General features: G+C 35.2%; 15 protein-coding genes and 1 pseudogene. All 16 read right to left on the bottom strand.

Annotation, left to right across the window (positions count from 1 at the left end; translation table 11 throughout):
- Positions 1 to 289: 289 nt before the first annotated feature.
- Positions 290 to 595: pseudogene (locus MWH25_RS05400) on the bottom strand (ABC transporter permease subunit); the annotation flags it as partial.
- 148 nt (positions 596 to 743) lie between these two features.
- A complete protein-coding gene (locus tag MWH25_RS05395) occupies positions 744 to 1,493 on the bottom strand; it encodes a class I SAM-dependent methyltransferase (RefSeq protein ID WP_248626605.1) in 750 nt (249 codons plus the stop codon).
- A 489-nt stretch (positions 1,494 to 1,982) separates the two neighbouring features.
- Entirely contained in the window at positions 1,983 to 2,441 is a 459-nt protein-coding gene (locus MWH25_RS05390) for a formylmethanofuran dehydrogenase subunit E family protein (RefSeq protein WP_248626603.1), read from the bottom strand.
- A gap of 87 nt (positions 2,442 to 2,528) precedes the next feature.
- Complete coding sequence (locus tag MWH25_RS05385) at positions 2,529 to 2,915, bottom strand: ABC transporter substrate-binding protein (protein ID WP_248626601.1); 387 nt, start codon at positions 2,913 to 2,915, stop codon at positions 2,529 to 2,531.
- Positions 2,890 to 3,414 (bottom strand): FmdE family protein, encoded by a 525-nt coding sequence (locus tag MWH25_RS05380; protein ID WP_248626599.1) that lies wholly within the window; start codon positions 3,412 to 3,414, stop codon positions 2,890 to 2,892. Before MWH25_RS05380 ends, MWH25_RS05385 begins: the two co-directional genes overlap by 26 nt.
- A gap of 195 nt (positions 3,415 to 3,609) precedes the next feature.
- Complete coding sequence (locus MWH25_RS05375; RefSeq protein WP_248626597.1) at positions 3,610 to 4,692, bottom strand: iron ABC transporter substrate-binding protein; 1,083 nt, start codon at positions 4,690 to 4,692, stop codon at positions 3,610 to 3,612.
- 81 nt (positions 4,693 to 4,773) lie between these two features.
- The gene (locus MWH25_RS05370) at positions 4,774 to 5,538 is read right to left on the bottom strand and encodes an ABC transporter ATP-binding protein (protein ID WP_248626595.1); all 765 of its coding nucleotides are present in this window, start codon (positions 5,536 to 5,538) and stop codon (positions 4,774 to 4,776) included.
- Entirely contained in the window at positions 5,535 to 6,602 is a 1,068-nt protein-coding gene (locus tag MWH25_RS05365) for a FecCD family ABC transporter permease (protein WP_248626594.1), read from the bottom strand. The genes MWH25_RS05370 and MWH25_RS05365 overlap by 4 nt, the downstream gene beginning before the upstream one ends.
- Before the next feature lie 182 nt (positions 6,603 to 6,784).
- Entirely contained in the window at positions 6,785 to 7,663 is an 879-nt protein-coding gene (locus MWH25_RS05360) for a methyltransferase domain-containing protein (protein WP_248626593.1), read from the bottom strand.
- 349 nt (positions 7,664 to 8,012) lie between these two features.
- Complete coding sequence (locus tag MWH25_RS05355) at positions 8,013 to 8,762, bottom strand: class I SAM-dependent methyltransferase (RefSeq protein ID WP_248626592.1); 750 nt, start codon at positions 8,760 to 8,762, stop codon at positions 8,013 to 8,015.
- A gap of 350 nt (positions 8,763 to 9,112) precedes the next feature.
- A complete protein-coding gene (locus MWH25_RS05350) occupies positions 9,113 to 9,448 on the bottom strand; it encodes a winged helix-turn-helix domain-containing protein (protein WP_248626591.1) in 336 nt (111 codons plus the stop codon).
- Between the two features lie 27 nt (positions 9,449 to 9,475).
- Complete coding sequence (locus tag MWH25_RS05345; protein WP_248626590.1) at positions 9,476 to 10,213, bottom strand: ABC transporter ATP-binding protein; 738 nt, start codon at positions 10,211 to 10,213, stop codon at positions 9,476 to 9,478.
- Positions 10,206 to 10,907 (bottom strand): ABC transporter permease, encoded by a 702-nt coding sequence (locus tag MWH25_RS05340; protein ID WP_248626589.1) that lies wholly within the window; start codon positions 10,905 to 10,907, stop codon positions 10,206 to 10,208. The genes MWH25_RS05345 and MWH25_RS05340 overlap by 8 nt, the downstream gene beginning before the upstream one ends.
- A 32-nt stretch (positions 10,908 to 10,939) precedes the next feature.
- A complete protein-coding gene (locus MWH25_RS05335; RefSeq protein WP_248626588.1) occupies positions 10,940 to 11,785 on the bottom strand; it encodes an ABC transporter substrate-binding protein in 846 nt (281 codons plus the stop codon).
- Positions 11,786 to 12,025: 240 nt separating this feature from the next.
- Complete coding sequence (nikC, locus tag MWH25_RS05330; protein ID WP_248626586.1) at positions 12,026 to 12,913, bottom strand: nickel transporter permease; 888 nt, start codon at positions 12,911 to 12,913, stop codon at positions 12,026 to 12,028.
- A 1-nt stretch (position 12,914) separates the two neighbouring features.
- Positions 12,915 to 13,853: a nickel ABC transporter permease gene (nikB, locus tag MWH25_RS13015; protein WP_248626584.1), complete on the bottom strand. Its 939-nt coding sequence runs from the start codon at positions 13,851 to 13,853 to the stop codon at positions 12,915 to 12,917.
- Positions 13,854 to 13,875 lie beyond the last annotated feature (22 nt).

The following is a 13,875-nucleotide window of genomic DNA, read 5'->3' as shown; positions in this document are numbered from 1 at the left end:
CATTAGATACCCCGTATTATATCAGGGAGGTGCTCTTTTTGTCTATCTTGATATTTATTTATTACAGGAATGCTCCTTGTACAGTGTATTTTTCAACTCCTGGTTTTTAAACAGAAGTTTCTTAGAAATATCTAAGTTTTTGAATCCGTTCCATTATATCAATAATCCCAATATTAATCAATAATTCCAATTAAATATTAAAATTAAATCCTCAATCTTTGCAAGAAAGATTGAGGATAATTAATAAATGTTTTAATTTTTGGATAAAATTTCATAATTATCTTCCCACCTAACTTGTTGTCTGTTCTTGACTCTCTATTCTTGGATCGAAATGTTTGTATATTAAATCGGCCATTAAGTTTGCCACTAGAACAAAAAGAGCTACTACCAGGAAAATTCCCTGAATCAGAGGATAGTCGTGGACATGTACAGCTTCCTGCATTAGAAGACCCAGACCAGGGTAGTTAAATACATTTTCTACCAGTATCGCCCCGCTAACCAGTGCGCCCAGACTTAGAAAAGTACGGATTACTATAGGTAACATGGCATTTCTCAATATATGCCAGAGAAGAATCCGGTTCTTATTTAAGCCTTTAAAAAATTTACCTGGGCCTCCAGGTAGAAAGGAAGAAACTGTACTACGCTCTAGTTCGTTTCTGATTATATTAGAAGCTCTACTAATTGTTCCAATAGCATAAGCAGATAGCCCTTTAGAGTGAAGCGATTTTTATTAATCACCAGTATCATTTCCTAGCACAGACTGAAAATAAAGGAGTAGTACCATAACAGACCTGTTTCTTTTCATCCCAGACCTTATCTGAAACCTCTAAATCAAAGACTACATCTTCAAAACCACACTCCCCTAGTACCTGCTCATCCCACTTAGGTCTTAATTGATAGCTCAACGGTAACTCTTCAGCTATCTTAGCACACTTATCTTTCTGTTTTTTAGTGACACCATCACGATATCCTATTTTTTTTGCCTGTTTAGTAGCCCTTTTATGCTCCTCCTTTAAAGAAGTATCATGCAACCTTAAATACCAATTAGCATCAAAGACAACCAGTTTACCGCCCTTTTTTAAAATCCTATACCATTCTTGATAAGCTCTTTTAGGCTCTACTAAATTCCAAACTAAATTCCTACAGACTATCAGATCAAAACTGTTATCTAAAAAAGGAAGGTTATGTACATCACCCTTGAGAAACTGAGCGGAAAAGCCTTCATTTTCTATATTATTTCTAGCTTCTTGCAACATATCTAATGTACAATCTACTGCTGTTACCTCATAATCAAGCTCTGACATTAAGATACTGAAAAAGCCTGGCCCGCAACCTAGATCTAATGCTTTGACCCCTTCTTGCTTGGTGATATGTTTGTCGATCAACTCTTTCCAAATCTCTTTTTTAGGAGAGTTCAATTGCTCTTGAATAGATTGGCTATAGACATCTGCTCTAGTTTCCCAATAACTTTCGATCTCTTGTTGAATAGACATAACTTTACCCCTTTCCTGAATTTAATTGATGTAATTGTAAGTTTTCAATATTACAAATATTATATTTATGATATTGATGTTATATGTTCTCTATATCTATCCTTTTTTCTCCTATAAAAACAAAAAACCCTCAATCCTTGCCAAAAAAATTCTCGTATAATATAATTAAAATATTTAATTTTAACCCTTAATTTTCAAGCTAAAACTTCCTAAACCAAGGATAAAAAAAACCTCTGCCTGGTCCATCAACTCCAGGCAGAAAGGAGATAAAAATGATACTTTTTAAGGATAAAATTATTAACCCACCTGTAACACAAAAATTACATTAGTGTTACTACTAAATTATATATTCTTTATATCTTTTATTATTCCTGCTTAAAAATTAATTTTTTATTTTTCTTTTGCTTTAACTGATTTAAATACAAAAAGCTCCAATCTTCTAATTGTTAGCAGATTAGAGCTTTCAACATTTTCTTTTGATTTTTTAGCTTATATCTCTTCAGCACACCCACACATACTCAAAGCAGTAACTTTTTTCTTTTCTGGCACTTCATAGTTAATTTCTTCGATTCTACATACTTCTTCCAGTGGCTTTGATAAAACATCCTCTTTATCCTCTTCTTCTCCAATCTCCTTAACCATTATATGCACAGCTTTCTCGCTATTACGTAGAGCGAAAATATAACCATTTTTACCTGTATTCTGAAAGATTAAATTTCTCTTTCCTACTGTGCAACCTGTAATGAACTGTACAGCATCGACTGAACAATTAGCGTTTTCTACCACTGCCACCATTTCATCATCTGGATCACAGTCACAATCACAGTTACAATCATCTTTCAGTTCATTCATAGCAGCTTCTGCAATTCTATAACCTAAGGCTAAACCCATACATTCGTGTCCATGAAAATCAACTGTCTGTTCCCACAAAGTTTTTTGCATACACATATCTTGTCCACCTCCTTTCTTCAGTATGAATAATTTCAAATTTGTGCTACTATAAATTACTTCTACACTGTAAACTATTCTCCTCTTTTAAGGATCAATTTCTCCTAAAATAGCGTAACTGATAGCCTGTCTAATCTTTCGCTCACGTAAGAATTCATGATCTTCCATATTAAATAATAAGCGATATCCCCAGAAGTCATCGAAAGCTTCAAAGCGATAGGTTCCGTGTTCTTTACTATATTGTGTTAAACGATAAGGCCCAGTACCTATGACTACTTCAGGGACATCAAACGCATAAGGATCATCTATCTCCTTCCAGATGTGTCTAGGAATGATACAAGTTCGACCTATATTATAAAGCAGGGCAGCATTGGGTTCTAAAATAATAATTAGAACCTTATCTTCTTCTACTACCTTTATGATTTCTATATCATCGTCGTTAAAAAGTTTATAGCTTTCTTGAATACTGCTCAAAACAATCTAGACACACCTTTTCTCCTTCCATCAACCGAATCTTATTCTCAGAAGCCCCTTCTCCACAGCTTTCACAAATAATAGTTGTAAAAATTCTTGCTTTTTCAGGTAAGTTAAAATCAGGAGTCTTAAATTCAAATAAATCATCTATAGGTGCATTTAATAAATACTCTTGTCGCTCTTCTCTATCCATCTCTTGTTGAACTGGCTTTAAAACAGCTCTTATACTTTCCCCAGTGCTACGATTAAAAAAGCTATAGGCCTGCTTACCTACCTCACGATAAATAAGATTTCCTTTACCAAAACTACATCCTAAAATTACTTGAATAGCATCAACACCACAGGCATCATTTTCTGTCACACAAACTAAGCCTTCATCTTCTGAAAAGTCAATTTTTAATTTTTGCTTAACAGCCTCACAAGCCTTATAACCAATAGCTAATCCAGGACATTCATGCCCATGAAAGTCAACTGCTTTTTCCCATAACTTTTCATCCATATTTATCCTCTCCTTCATTAAATTCAAATCTTAACTGGAATAAATTTATATTTTAACCCACCACTTGAAAAAAGATATCCTCTGCCCAGATCATTACCTCGAGCAGTAAGAAGATATTATTTAGAGTAAGGTGTTCCACTAGAAGCACCTATTTCATAAACCTAAACATTATTGTCTCTTACTTAGTCTTATAAATCAATCTCTTGGAAACTCTTCAAAACCACCAAGATCCCTTTGCATCTTCTCAAAGACTGGCTCGCCTACTAGCTTCTCATAAATTTCATCGGCTTTCTCCTCAGGAGTTATATCGCTGAATTCTTCTGGATAGAGAACCGTGCCAATATAATAAGAGTTAGCTAAGACCGTTCCATAGTTAATAGTATACCAATTATAGGGTAGTACTCCGTAGAGATTTTCGTCCTGAACTGCTGACAACATTTCATATTGAGGCTTCTCTAAAGTAAGCGCTCCCCGCGTATAGCTACCCATATCGATAAAAATAATATCTGGATCCCACTCAATGATCATTTCGTCATCCACCATCACATGCTCAGTTCCTAAATCTAAATTATCAGCAACATCTTTGGCATTAACAAATTGAAAGGGAGCGTAATTACCATAAGTACTCCGCAAATCATGCCCCCCTCTGTGTAAGACACCTCCAACATAAACCTCTGGTTTTTCTTCAGAAGGTATATCTTCTGTTCTATTTTGGAGATCTCGAATGGTAGACTCAGTATAATCAATTACTTCCTCCGCTCTATCCTCTTTATCCAAAACCTGACCTATCAGTCGCAAAGTTTTGTAAAAAGCATCCCTATTCTCATTTAAATCACCAACCCGCAGATCTATTGTGGGAATACCTGTTCGCTCCTGATAGTCATCAGCTTCAGCAGCCGAGGAAGCCCGAAATATTACATCCGGGTCTTGAGCAGCTATCAATTCCATCTCTCCAGTATGTTGTGAACCTACAGAAGGAAGCTCTGAAAACTCTGGATTAGCCCAAGCATAAGGCCTGCCCCTTGGATCTTCATGTTCGTACTCTTCCACTCCCACAAGATATTCTACAGCATCCATATAAGTAATTAGTCTCATACATCCAGCTCCTAATCCAACAATTTCATCTACATCCTTAGGCACTTCAACTTCTCGCCCTGCCATATCTTCTATTTTAACTGTCTCCATCTCCTCTTCTACCTGCTGATTACCACATCCACCAATAACTATTAATAAAGCTAACATCACTACTGCTACTCCATACCTCTTTCTTTTCCTCATTATATCCTCCTCCTTTTTGTTAAAATCATCACTCTAAATAGTACTTTCATAAAAAAATAATACAAAACCTAAAATAAATACTCAGGCTATTGGCTCCTCAGGTATCACTAATTTACTCCCACGGTGATCTTTAATACTAACCTTTACATCATAGACAGATTCAATATTTTTAGGTGTTAGAATCTCCAAACCTCCGGCATCAAAGATCTGTCCATTATCAAGCATTACTACTTTATCACAATACCTACCAGCTAAGCTGAGATCATGGATTGCCATTATGGCTGAAACCCCGTGGGCTACCTGAGCTTTAACTACATTCAATACTTCCAGTTGATGCTTCAAATCTAATTCACTTGTCGGTTCATCCAATAGCATAACCTCTGGTTGCTGGGCCAAAGCCCGTCCGATCATCACTTTCTGACGCTGTCCTCCACTTAAGCAATTTACATCACGCATAGAAATACTTTCCAAGCATAACATATCGATAATCTCTGCTACAATTGTTAAATCTTCCTCTGTCGGCTTCCAGCTAATATAAGGTTTACGCCCCAACAAGACTGTATCAAAAACATTAGCTGGAAACTTGCGATTTTCTTTTTGCGGTACATAACCTATATTCTGAGCTAGCTCATTTCTGCTAAATTCAGCTAAATTATTGCCATTTAACCATATCTCCCCTGTATCAGGTTCTAAAATACCATTAATACATTTCAATAGAGTACTCTTACCCGAACCATTAGGACCAATAATCCCCAGAATCTGACCTGCATCTACCTTTAACTCTATATTTTCAAGAACTTTTTCTTGCTGATAACTAAATTCTAACCCTTCAACCTCTAACTTCACCAATATCTCCTCCCTTTTAAGACTAAATAAATAAATAGTGGTGCACCTAAAAATGATGTCAAAATTCCAACTGGTAAAACAATTGGTGAAATAACAGTTCTGGCAGCCGTATCAGAAGCCAATAATAATAGACTACCTACTAAACAAGAAGCGGGCATCAGATATCTTTCTTCTCCTCCGATTATCTTCCGAACAATATGCGGTGCTACCAGTCCTACAAAACCTATAATTCCTACAAAAGAAACAATTAAAGCAGTAACAAAGGATGATACCAACATGCCATATAGCCTTATTTTTTCAACATCAACTCCCAAGCTTTTAGCTGTTTCCTGACCAGAAGCTAAGGCACTATAATTCCAGCTGTTACGGATGAAGTAAATAGAAGCAGGTATTACTGCTATAGACATAATTAGTAAATCATTCCAGCTTACCCGACCCAGATCACCAAAAGTCCAAAATACAATTGCTGCAACCTCTACATCATTAGCAAAATACTGGATAGCTGTTGTTCCAGCAGTAAAGAGCGAACCTAATGCTACTCCTGCAAGAATCATTGTTTCCGGGTCTGCATTCTTATATTTAGTTATGATAATTATGACCCCTACCGAAATCAAAGCCCAGAAAAAGGCTGATATAGTAGTTAAGTAGGGATTATTCAATATAACAGCATCAGCACTAGTGCTATGTAATGCCCCCGCCCGCAAAAATACTATTGAAAAAGCAGCTCCAAAAGCCGCTGCCTGAGAAATCCCTAGAGTATACGGTGAGCCTAATGGGTTCTTTAAGACACTCTGCATAGCTGCACCAGCTATTGATAATCCCATCCCAGCTAATATTGCTGCTAACACTCGCGGCAACCTGATATTCCAGATAATTGTGTAGGAATTCCCTACATCACTACCTAATAATGTAGCTATTACTTCAGTAATTGGTATCTTTACTGGCCCTACTACAATTGAATACATAGCAAGCAGAATAAGTAATACTCCTAAAACAATCCCAAATAATAATTTTTCACTTGTATAATTTTGATGTTTTTCTAAAATCCCTTTCTCTGTGGACACTAATTTCACCCCAACTGTAATATTATTTTTGAAAAATAACACTAATATAATGATTGTACTGCAAAAACTAACTTCTTAGATTATACCCTATAATATACAATAGTTAACTAGATAGCCAAACGCACTATGTTGTGGTATTTAAAATAATGATAACCTTTTTACAGTAAAACCATATATTATTTCTAAAATTCCCACCTCTCATTAACAGACCAAAGAATCATTCCCAATCGCACCTTAAATTCTTCATAAAAAATTTCACCTTCTGAATTTTCAGTAACATAATTACTTATGATCTTCTTAACTTCATCATCAACCTCAATATAGAGCTTAAAATATCTACTTAAATTTGTCATAGCTTCTTCAACTGTAGACTCCTCTTTCCACTCATCAACCCAGACTTCAAAACGAGGAGAATATCCTGACGTATACAGATAATTTAGCGGATACATAATATCTACCCCCGAAGAAGGCATCTCCTCTTCAAAGATAAGCTCCCATAATTGTTCCCGGGCCAAACTCTTTCGACGACCAGCAAACTGACAGAGAAAACACCACTCCTTAGAATAATTAATCATCTTCTCTAGCGTAGCCACATCATTAACCCCTGGAGTTAAAGAGGCAAAGACTAAATCAAAAGTATTAACCAACTCTTCCTCCTCTAAATTCTCCCATTTCTCAGTTAAGTAATCAATATTATCTATTCCTTCTTCCGCTGCTATCTCCTGCAGTTTATCTACCATAGCTGAAGCAGGTTCTAAAGCAGTGATTTGAGAAAAAGAAGGAGCTACAGGGATAGTAAAAGTACCCGGGCCAGCCCCAATATCTAACACTTTACCTTTATTCTCTAATACATTACTATCCTTTAAAAAATTAAGAACTTTATCAACTCTCCTCTTAGTCCTTTCCTTTTCAGTCCAACGGGCAAAGCGTTCAGCCAATCCATTCCAATAATCCAGCATAGAAACATCATCTCGTCTCTTTGAATGATAAGAGCTACTCTTTACCTGTTCCCATGCTTCATTCCAAAATTCTGAATCATTTAATCTTTCTTTTAAATTCACAGTTAAACATCCTTTCTAAGCTTAAATTTATTGAAGAAATTATTGCTATCAATTTTATGTTTCACCTAAAATATAGCAAGGAAACCCCATCTAAACCATTATCTTAACACGAAATAAAAATTAATATCATTAAGTGGTATTTTTAAAATAAAAGTAACACTATACTCTTTATTCTATTTCAAATCTGAAATTCCTTTATGAAAATTAATTTTTTAAAAATTTTTTAAAAAAAACTCTCTACCCGGGGGCCCAGGTAGAAAGGACAAAACTGCCTTAATTCATCTCCACCTGAATCAAAAACAGAATTCAAATGGAGTTTTCTTGAGATATTTTAGATAAAACACTAATATCATCTCCTAGCACAAACTGAAAATAAAGGAGTAGTACCATAACGGACCTGTTTCTTTTCATCCCAGACCTTATCGGAAACCTCTAAATCAAAAACTATATCTTCAAAACCACACTCACCTAATACCTGCTCATCCCACTTAGGCCTTAATTGATAGCTCAACGGTAACTCTTCAGCTATCTGAGCACACTTATCTTTCTGTTTTTTAGTAACACCATCACGATATCCTCTTTTTTTAGCCTGTTTAATAGCCTTTTTATGCTCCTCCTTCAGAGAAGTATCATGCAACCTTAAATACCAATTAGCATCAAAGACAAGTAACTTACCACCTTCTTTTAAAACTCTATACCATTCTTGATAAGCCTGCTTTGGCTCTGGCAAATTCCAAACTAAATTTCTGCAGACTATCAGATCAAAACTATTATCTAAAAAAGGAAGGTTATGTACATCACCCTTGAGAAATTGAGCCGAAAAATCTTCATTTTCTATATTATTTCTAGCTTCTTGTAACATATCCAATGTACAATCTACTGCTGTTACCTCATAATCAAGCTCTGACATTAAGATACTGAAAAAGCCTGGTCCACATCCTAGATCTAATGCTTTGACCCCTTCTGACTTGGTGATATGTTTTCCAATTAACTCTTTCCAAATCTCCTTTTTAGAAGAGTTCAATTCCTCTTGAATAGATTGGCTATAAACATCTGCTCTAGTTTCCCAATAACTTTCAATCTCTTGTTGAATAGACATAAACTTTACCCCTTTCCTAAATTTAGTTGATATAATTCTATTCTATTTATAATGTTATAAATATTATATTTATGCTACTAATATTAATTATTCTCTCTCCTTACCTTTTTTCCTCCTATAAAAACAAAAAACCCCCATTTTCATAAGAAATTGAGGATGATTATATATGATTTTTTAATTAATTAACATTAAGTTTAAGGCTAAGTCTAAGTTTAAGTAAAACCTAAGCCCTTATGCTTTTAACGGTTGGCTTAAACTTAAACTCAACCTTAGACTTAAGCCATTTTGTAATAAAACTCAACTTTAAACTTTTACAATATCAAAATTCAGCCTAAATTAATGCATATAATTCATTTATTAAAAAAATCTAAGAACATTGTATTTAGTTCTTGATCAACCTTATTACTGAACTTGTTGAATTTGTCAAGTAATCTATTCCCTTTCTCCGTTAATCGACTACCGCCTCCTCCCCTTCCACCTGACCTTCTTTCAATTAGGTCATAACCTAACTCTTCTTCTGCTTTATTTAATTTACCCCACGCAGCACGATATGACATCCCCAATACTTTAGCAGCTTTATTAATAGAACCAGTCTGCTCAATAAGGCTCAATAAAACTAATAAACCTTTGCCCATCACCCGTTCACCTTGCTCATTTTCTAGCCATATTTTATAATTTACTTTCATAACTCTCTCTCCTTTAAAGATTCAGTCTTAACAGATTAATCTCCCTGCTAAATAATCTTTAGTTAGTTCTTGCTCTGGATTGTTAAAAAATCCCTCTTTCTCTTTAACTTCTATAAAACTTCCATCATGCAATAGCCCCACCCTATCTGCTAACCTTTTGGCCTGAAATAGATTGTGAGTTACCATCACAATAGTAGTCTTATTAGTTTTTATATAATCGATAATTATATCTTCAATAATCTTTATATTAGCTGGATCAAGATTGGAGGTCGGTTCATCAAGCAATAATACTTCAGGTTTAAAGATCAAAGCTCTTGCTAACGAAACTCGCTGGGCTTCTCCCCCCGAAAGTTTATCAGCTCTTTGATCTTTTAAATCCTCCAAACCAAGCTTAATTAGAAGTTGATCAATTTGATCATAATCAACCTCTTCTCCCCTTATCTTTAAAGGATATGCAATATTTTTAACTACTGAGCTGGTCATTAAGGCTGGCCTTTGAAAGACTGTAGTTACCTTACGTTTAATATCTAAAGAAGGTTGTTTAGATTGACTATAGACCTGATCTAAAAATTTAATCTCCCCCTGGTCAGGTGCTTCTAAAAAATTCAAGAGCCGTAATAAGGTACTCTTTCCTGCTCCACTTGGCCCTACTAAACAAAATATCTCTCCTTTTTGAATTGATAATTGATTGATTGATAAGACATCACGTCCTTCATAAATTTTCGAAATATTATTTAGCATATAAACTATATTATTCTTAATCATTTCTTCCTCCCCTTCCAGGTAAAATAGACATACAGAAATTGACTACAAAAGTAATCGTTAATAAAATGATTCCAAAGGAGATTGCAAGACCAAAGTTTCCTTTTCTAGTCTCTAAAACAATTGCTGTCGTTAGTACTCTAGTACTCCTCTCAATATTTCCACCAACCATCATTACTGCTCCTACTTCTGATATAATCGCCCCAAAACCAGCAATGACCGAGACTAAAACCCCTAATCTAGATTCCTTTAAAATCGCTAGTACAACCTGCCTTTTAGTAGCCCCTAAAGCCTTAAGTTGTAACAATAAATTACTATCAACACTATTTACTGCTGTCATAGTAAAACCAGCCACTAAGGGAAAAGAGATAATTATTTGAGCAATAATCATTGCTCGAGTAGTAAATAACCAATTAAGAAAACCAAAAGGTCCTGCTGAAGAAAAAGTAATAAAGACTAATAAGCCAATTGCTACAGGGGGAAAGCCCATCCCTGTATAAAGTACTGCTTCAATGATGGACTTACCTGGGAAATCACTCAATCCTAAAAATGCTCCTAGAGGAATTCCAATTAAAGCTGCAAAAAAGAGTGCCGTTCCTGTTACCTGCAGGGATGTTAAAATTATATTAATTACTCGTGGATCAAAAGTTATCAATAAAGAGATAGCTTCTTGTAACCCTTCAATTAAAAGATCCATGTTAAACCTCCAATTAATAGATTTAATTAAGCTTAGTCAGCATCTGAAAAGAATAATGGCTGAGCAAACTTATCTTTACCAAACTCTCCTATCTGTTCTTGAATATCAGCTCTAACAAAAAATTCTACTAACTCCTCTGCTCCTTCATAATTAACATCATGTTGCTCTGGGTTAATAGGAATTATTCCATAAGGATTAAATAGATTTTCATCTCCTTCAAAAAGAATCGCTAAATTAGGTAAGTGATCCTCCATTGATAAAAATGTACCTCTATCGGCTAAAGTATAGCTCTGCATCTCATTAGCTGTAATTAAAGTATCACCCATTCCCTGTCCTAAAGAATTATACCAATCACCATCTATATCTATTCCGTAAATATTCCACAGGCTGAGCTCCTTAGTATGAGTTCCTGAATCATCACCACGAGAAGCAAAGCTACTTTCTCCTTTCAGACCTATCTGTTCAACTTTTTGCAATGCTAGACCTAAATCATCTGTTCCTTTTAAATTAGCTGGATCATCTTCAGGTCCCAACACTACAAAATCATTATACATTACATAAGTCCGTTCTGTTCCGTAGCCTTCAGCGACAAATTCTTTTTCTAACTCTTCAGCATGAACAAAGATAATATCTGCATCTCCTCTGCGTCCAACCTCTAAAGCCTGTCCTGTACCTACAGCAATTACATCAGCCTGATACCCACTTTCCTCTTCAAATTGAGACATAAGCTCGCCCAGAAGACCAGAATCATATGTACTCGTTGTAGTAGCTAAAGTTAATTTTTCGGTTACCTCTTCTTCTGTACAGCCTACAACCACAAAAGCTAAAGTTAAAACTAAAACTATTGATACTAACTTTTTTGCCATTGATCTTTTCATTTTTCTACCTCCTATAGTTTTTTCGTTATGTCAATCATAGCATAACGTCTCTAAAAAATCATATTACCTAAATAATATCATGCATTATAACACAATTCAAACTAAATAATACAATTCACAATGTACAGTAAAATTTATAATTTAAAGAAATTCAAATTAGGAGAATAGTGTATGCCTTAAGAGCTTAATTACCATTGTATACTGCTTTCAACATCAATATTTTCTTTTAGTTAAAATTTCTTAAACCAACTCATTGGGATCAAAAACATCTCGCAAACCATCCCCTAATAGATTAAATCCCAAAACAACCAATAAAATAGCCATTCCAGGAAAGAACATTAACCATGGTGCTAACTGAAAATAAGAGCGAGCAGCATTTAACATCGCCCCCCACTCAGCAGTTGGAGGTTGTGCTCCTAATCCTAAAAATGATAGGCTCGAAACACTAAGTATAATATAACCCATATCAAGAGTCGCTAAGACGATAATAGGAGAGATAATATTAGGTAAAATATGTTTCACTATAATTCTTATTTCACTTGCTCCGCAAGCTTTAGCTGCCAATATATATTCATTCTGCTTAATAGAGATTACCATTCCCCGAATAATTCGAGCATAATTGACCCAGTAAGTAGCTACTAAAGCAATCATCAGATTTAATAAGCTTGGTCCTAATAATCCCGCAATAGCTAAGGCTAATACCAGACTAGGAAGGGCCAACAATATATTGATCACTCCCATAATCAATTCATCGATCTTTCCTCCTAAATAGCCAGACATCGTTCCTAAGAGAATACTGATCAATATACTTGCTAACAGAACAAAGAAAGGAATAGCTAATGAAGTTCTAACCCCAAACAGTACTCTTGAGAAAAGACATCTACCTAAATGATCGGTTCCAAAAACAAATTCTTGATTAGGTGCTTGTAATCTATTAGTTAAATTAACTTGAATAGGATCATAAGGCGCCAGATAAGGAGCCAAAGCCCCAAGAATAACAATTGACAGGATAATTATTAGACCCAAAATTGCTAACTTATCATTGAATAGTTGCAAATTGAAATCTACCTTATCTACCTTTTCTATATTTCTTTGCAGACTTTGCTGAATTTCCTCACTAACTTCCATTTCAACTTCCCCTTTCAAAATTGATCCGTGGATCAAGAAATTGATAAATAAGGTCAACTAGAAAATTGACTGTTACAAATACTAATGCCATAACTAATACATACGCTTGAATCACCGGATAATCCCGACTGAAGATTGCATCTACAACAAATCTACCCATTCCAGGCCAAGTAAAGACAGTCTCTACTACTACAGTTCCACCTAGCAGGTGACCAAAACTGACTCCGAAAGCTGTAATTACTGGAATCAAAGCATTCCTTAAAGCATGCTTTAAGATTATACTTCTCTCTTGTAAACCTTTAGCTCTAGCTACCCGAATATAATCCTGCTTTAATACCTCTAACATACTGGCCCTTAATAATCGAGAATAAGTAGCTGCCATTCCCAAACCTAAAGTAAACGCTGGTAAGATTAAATGTTGTAAACTACCTCGCCCCATAACTGGAAAGAAAGACTGCTTAACAGCTAACCAATAGATCAACATCATTCCTAACCAAAAAGATGGTACAGAAGCACCTAATAAAGCTAAAATACGCCCCAAGTGATCATATGCTGTATTCTTAAAGACTGCTGCTAAAATTCCTACTGGCAATGATAATAACAACATTACTACAACTCCACCAGCAGTCAATTCCAAAGTAGCAGGAAAACGATACCAAACTTCCTCTAAGACAGGACGTCCAGTAATAAATGATCTACCAAAATCTCCTCGCAAGACCCCTGTTAACCATTCAATATATTGAACTAAGAGGGGCTGATTAAGCCCCAACTCTTCTCTAAATCTCTCTATCGATTCTACAGTCGGCTCTATTCCATTGGTCCGTAAGATAACTTCAGCTGAATCACCTGGAATCACTCTAATTGAAATAAAAACCAGAATTGATACTATTAACATTACAAATATTAAGTGAATAACTTTCTTAAGTAAATATTTTAGCACAAATTTGGCCCTCCTATTACCT

This window comes from Natroniella acetigena (genome assembly GCF_023227745.1).
GTDB lineage: Bacteria > Bacillota > Halanaerobiia > Halobacteroidales > Halobacteroidaceae > Natroniella > Natroniella acetigena.
The sequence above is the reverse complement of the archived record's forward strand: the minus strand, read 5'-3'. Positions and strand labels throughout refer to the sequence as shown.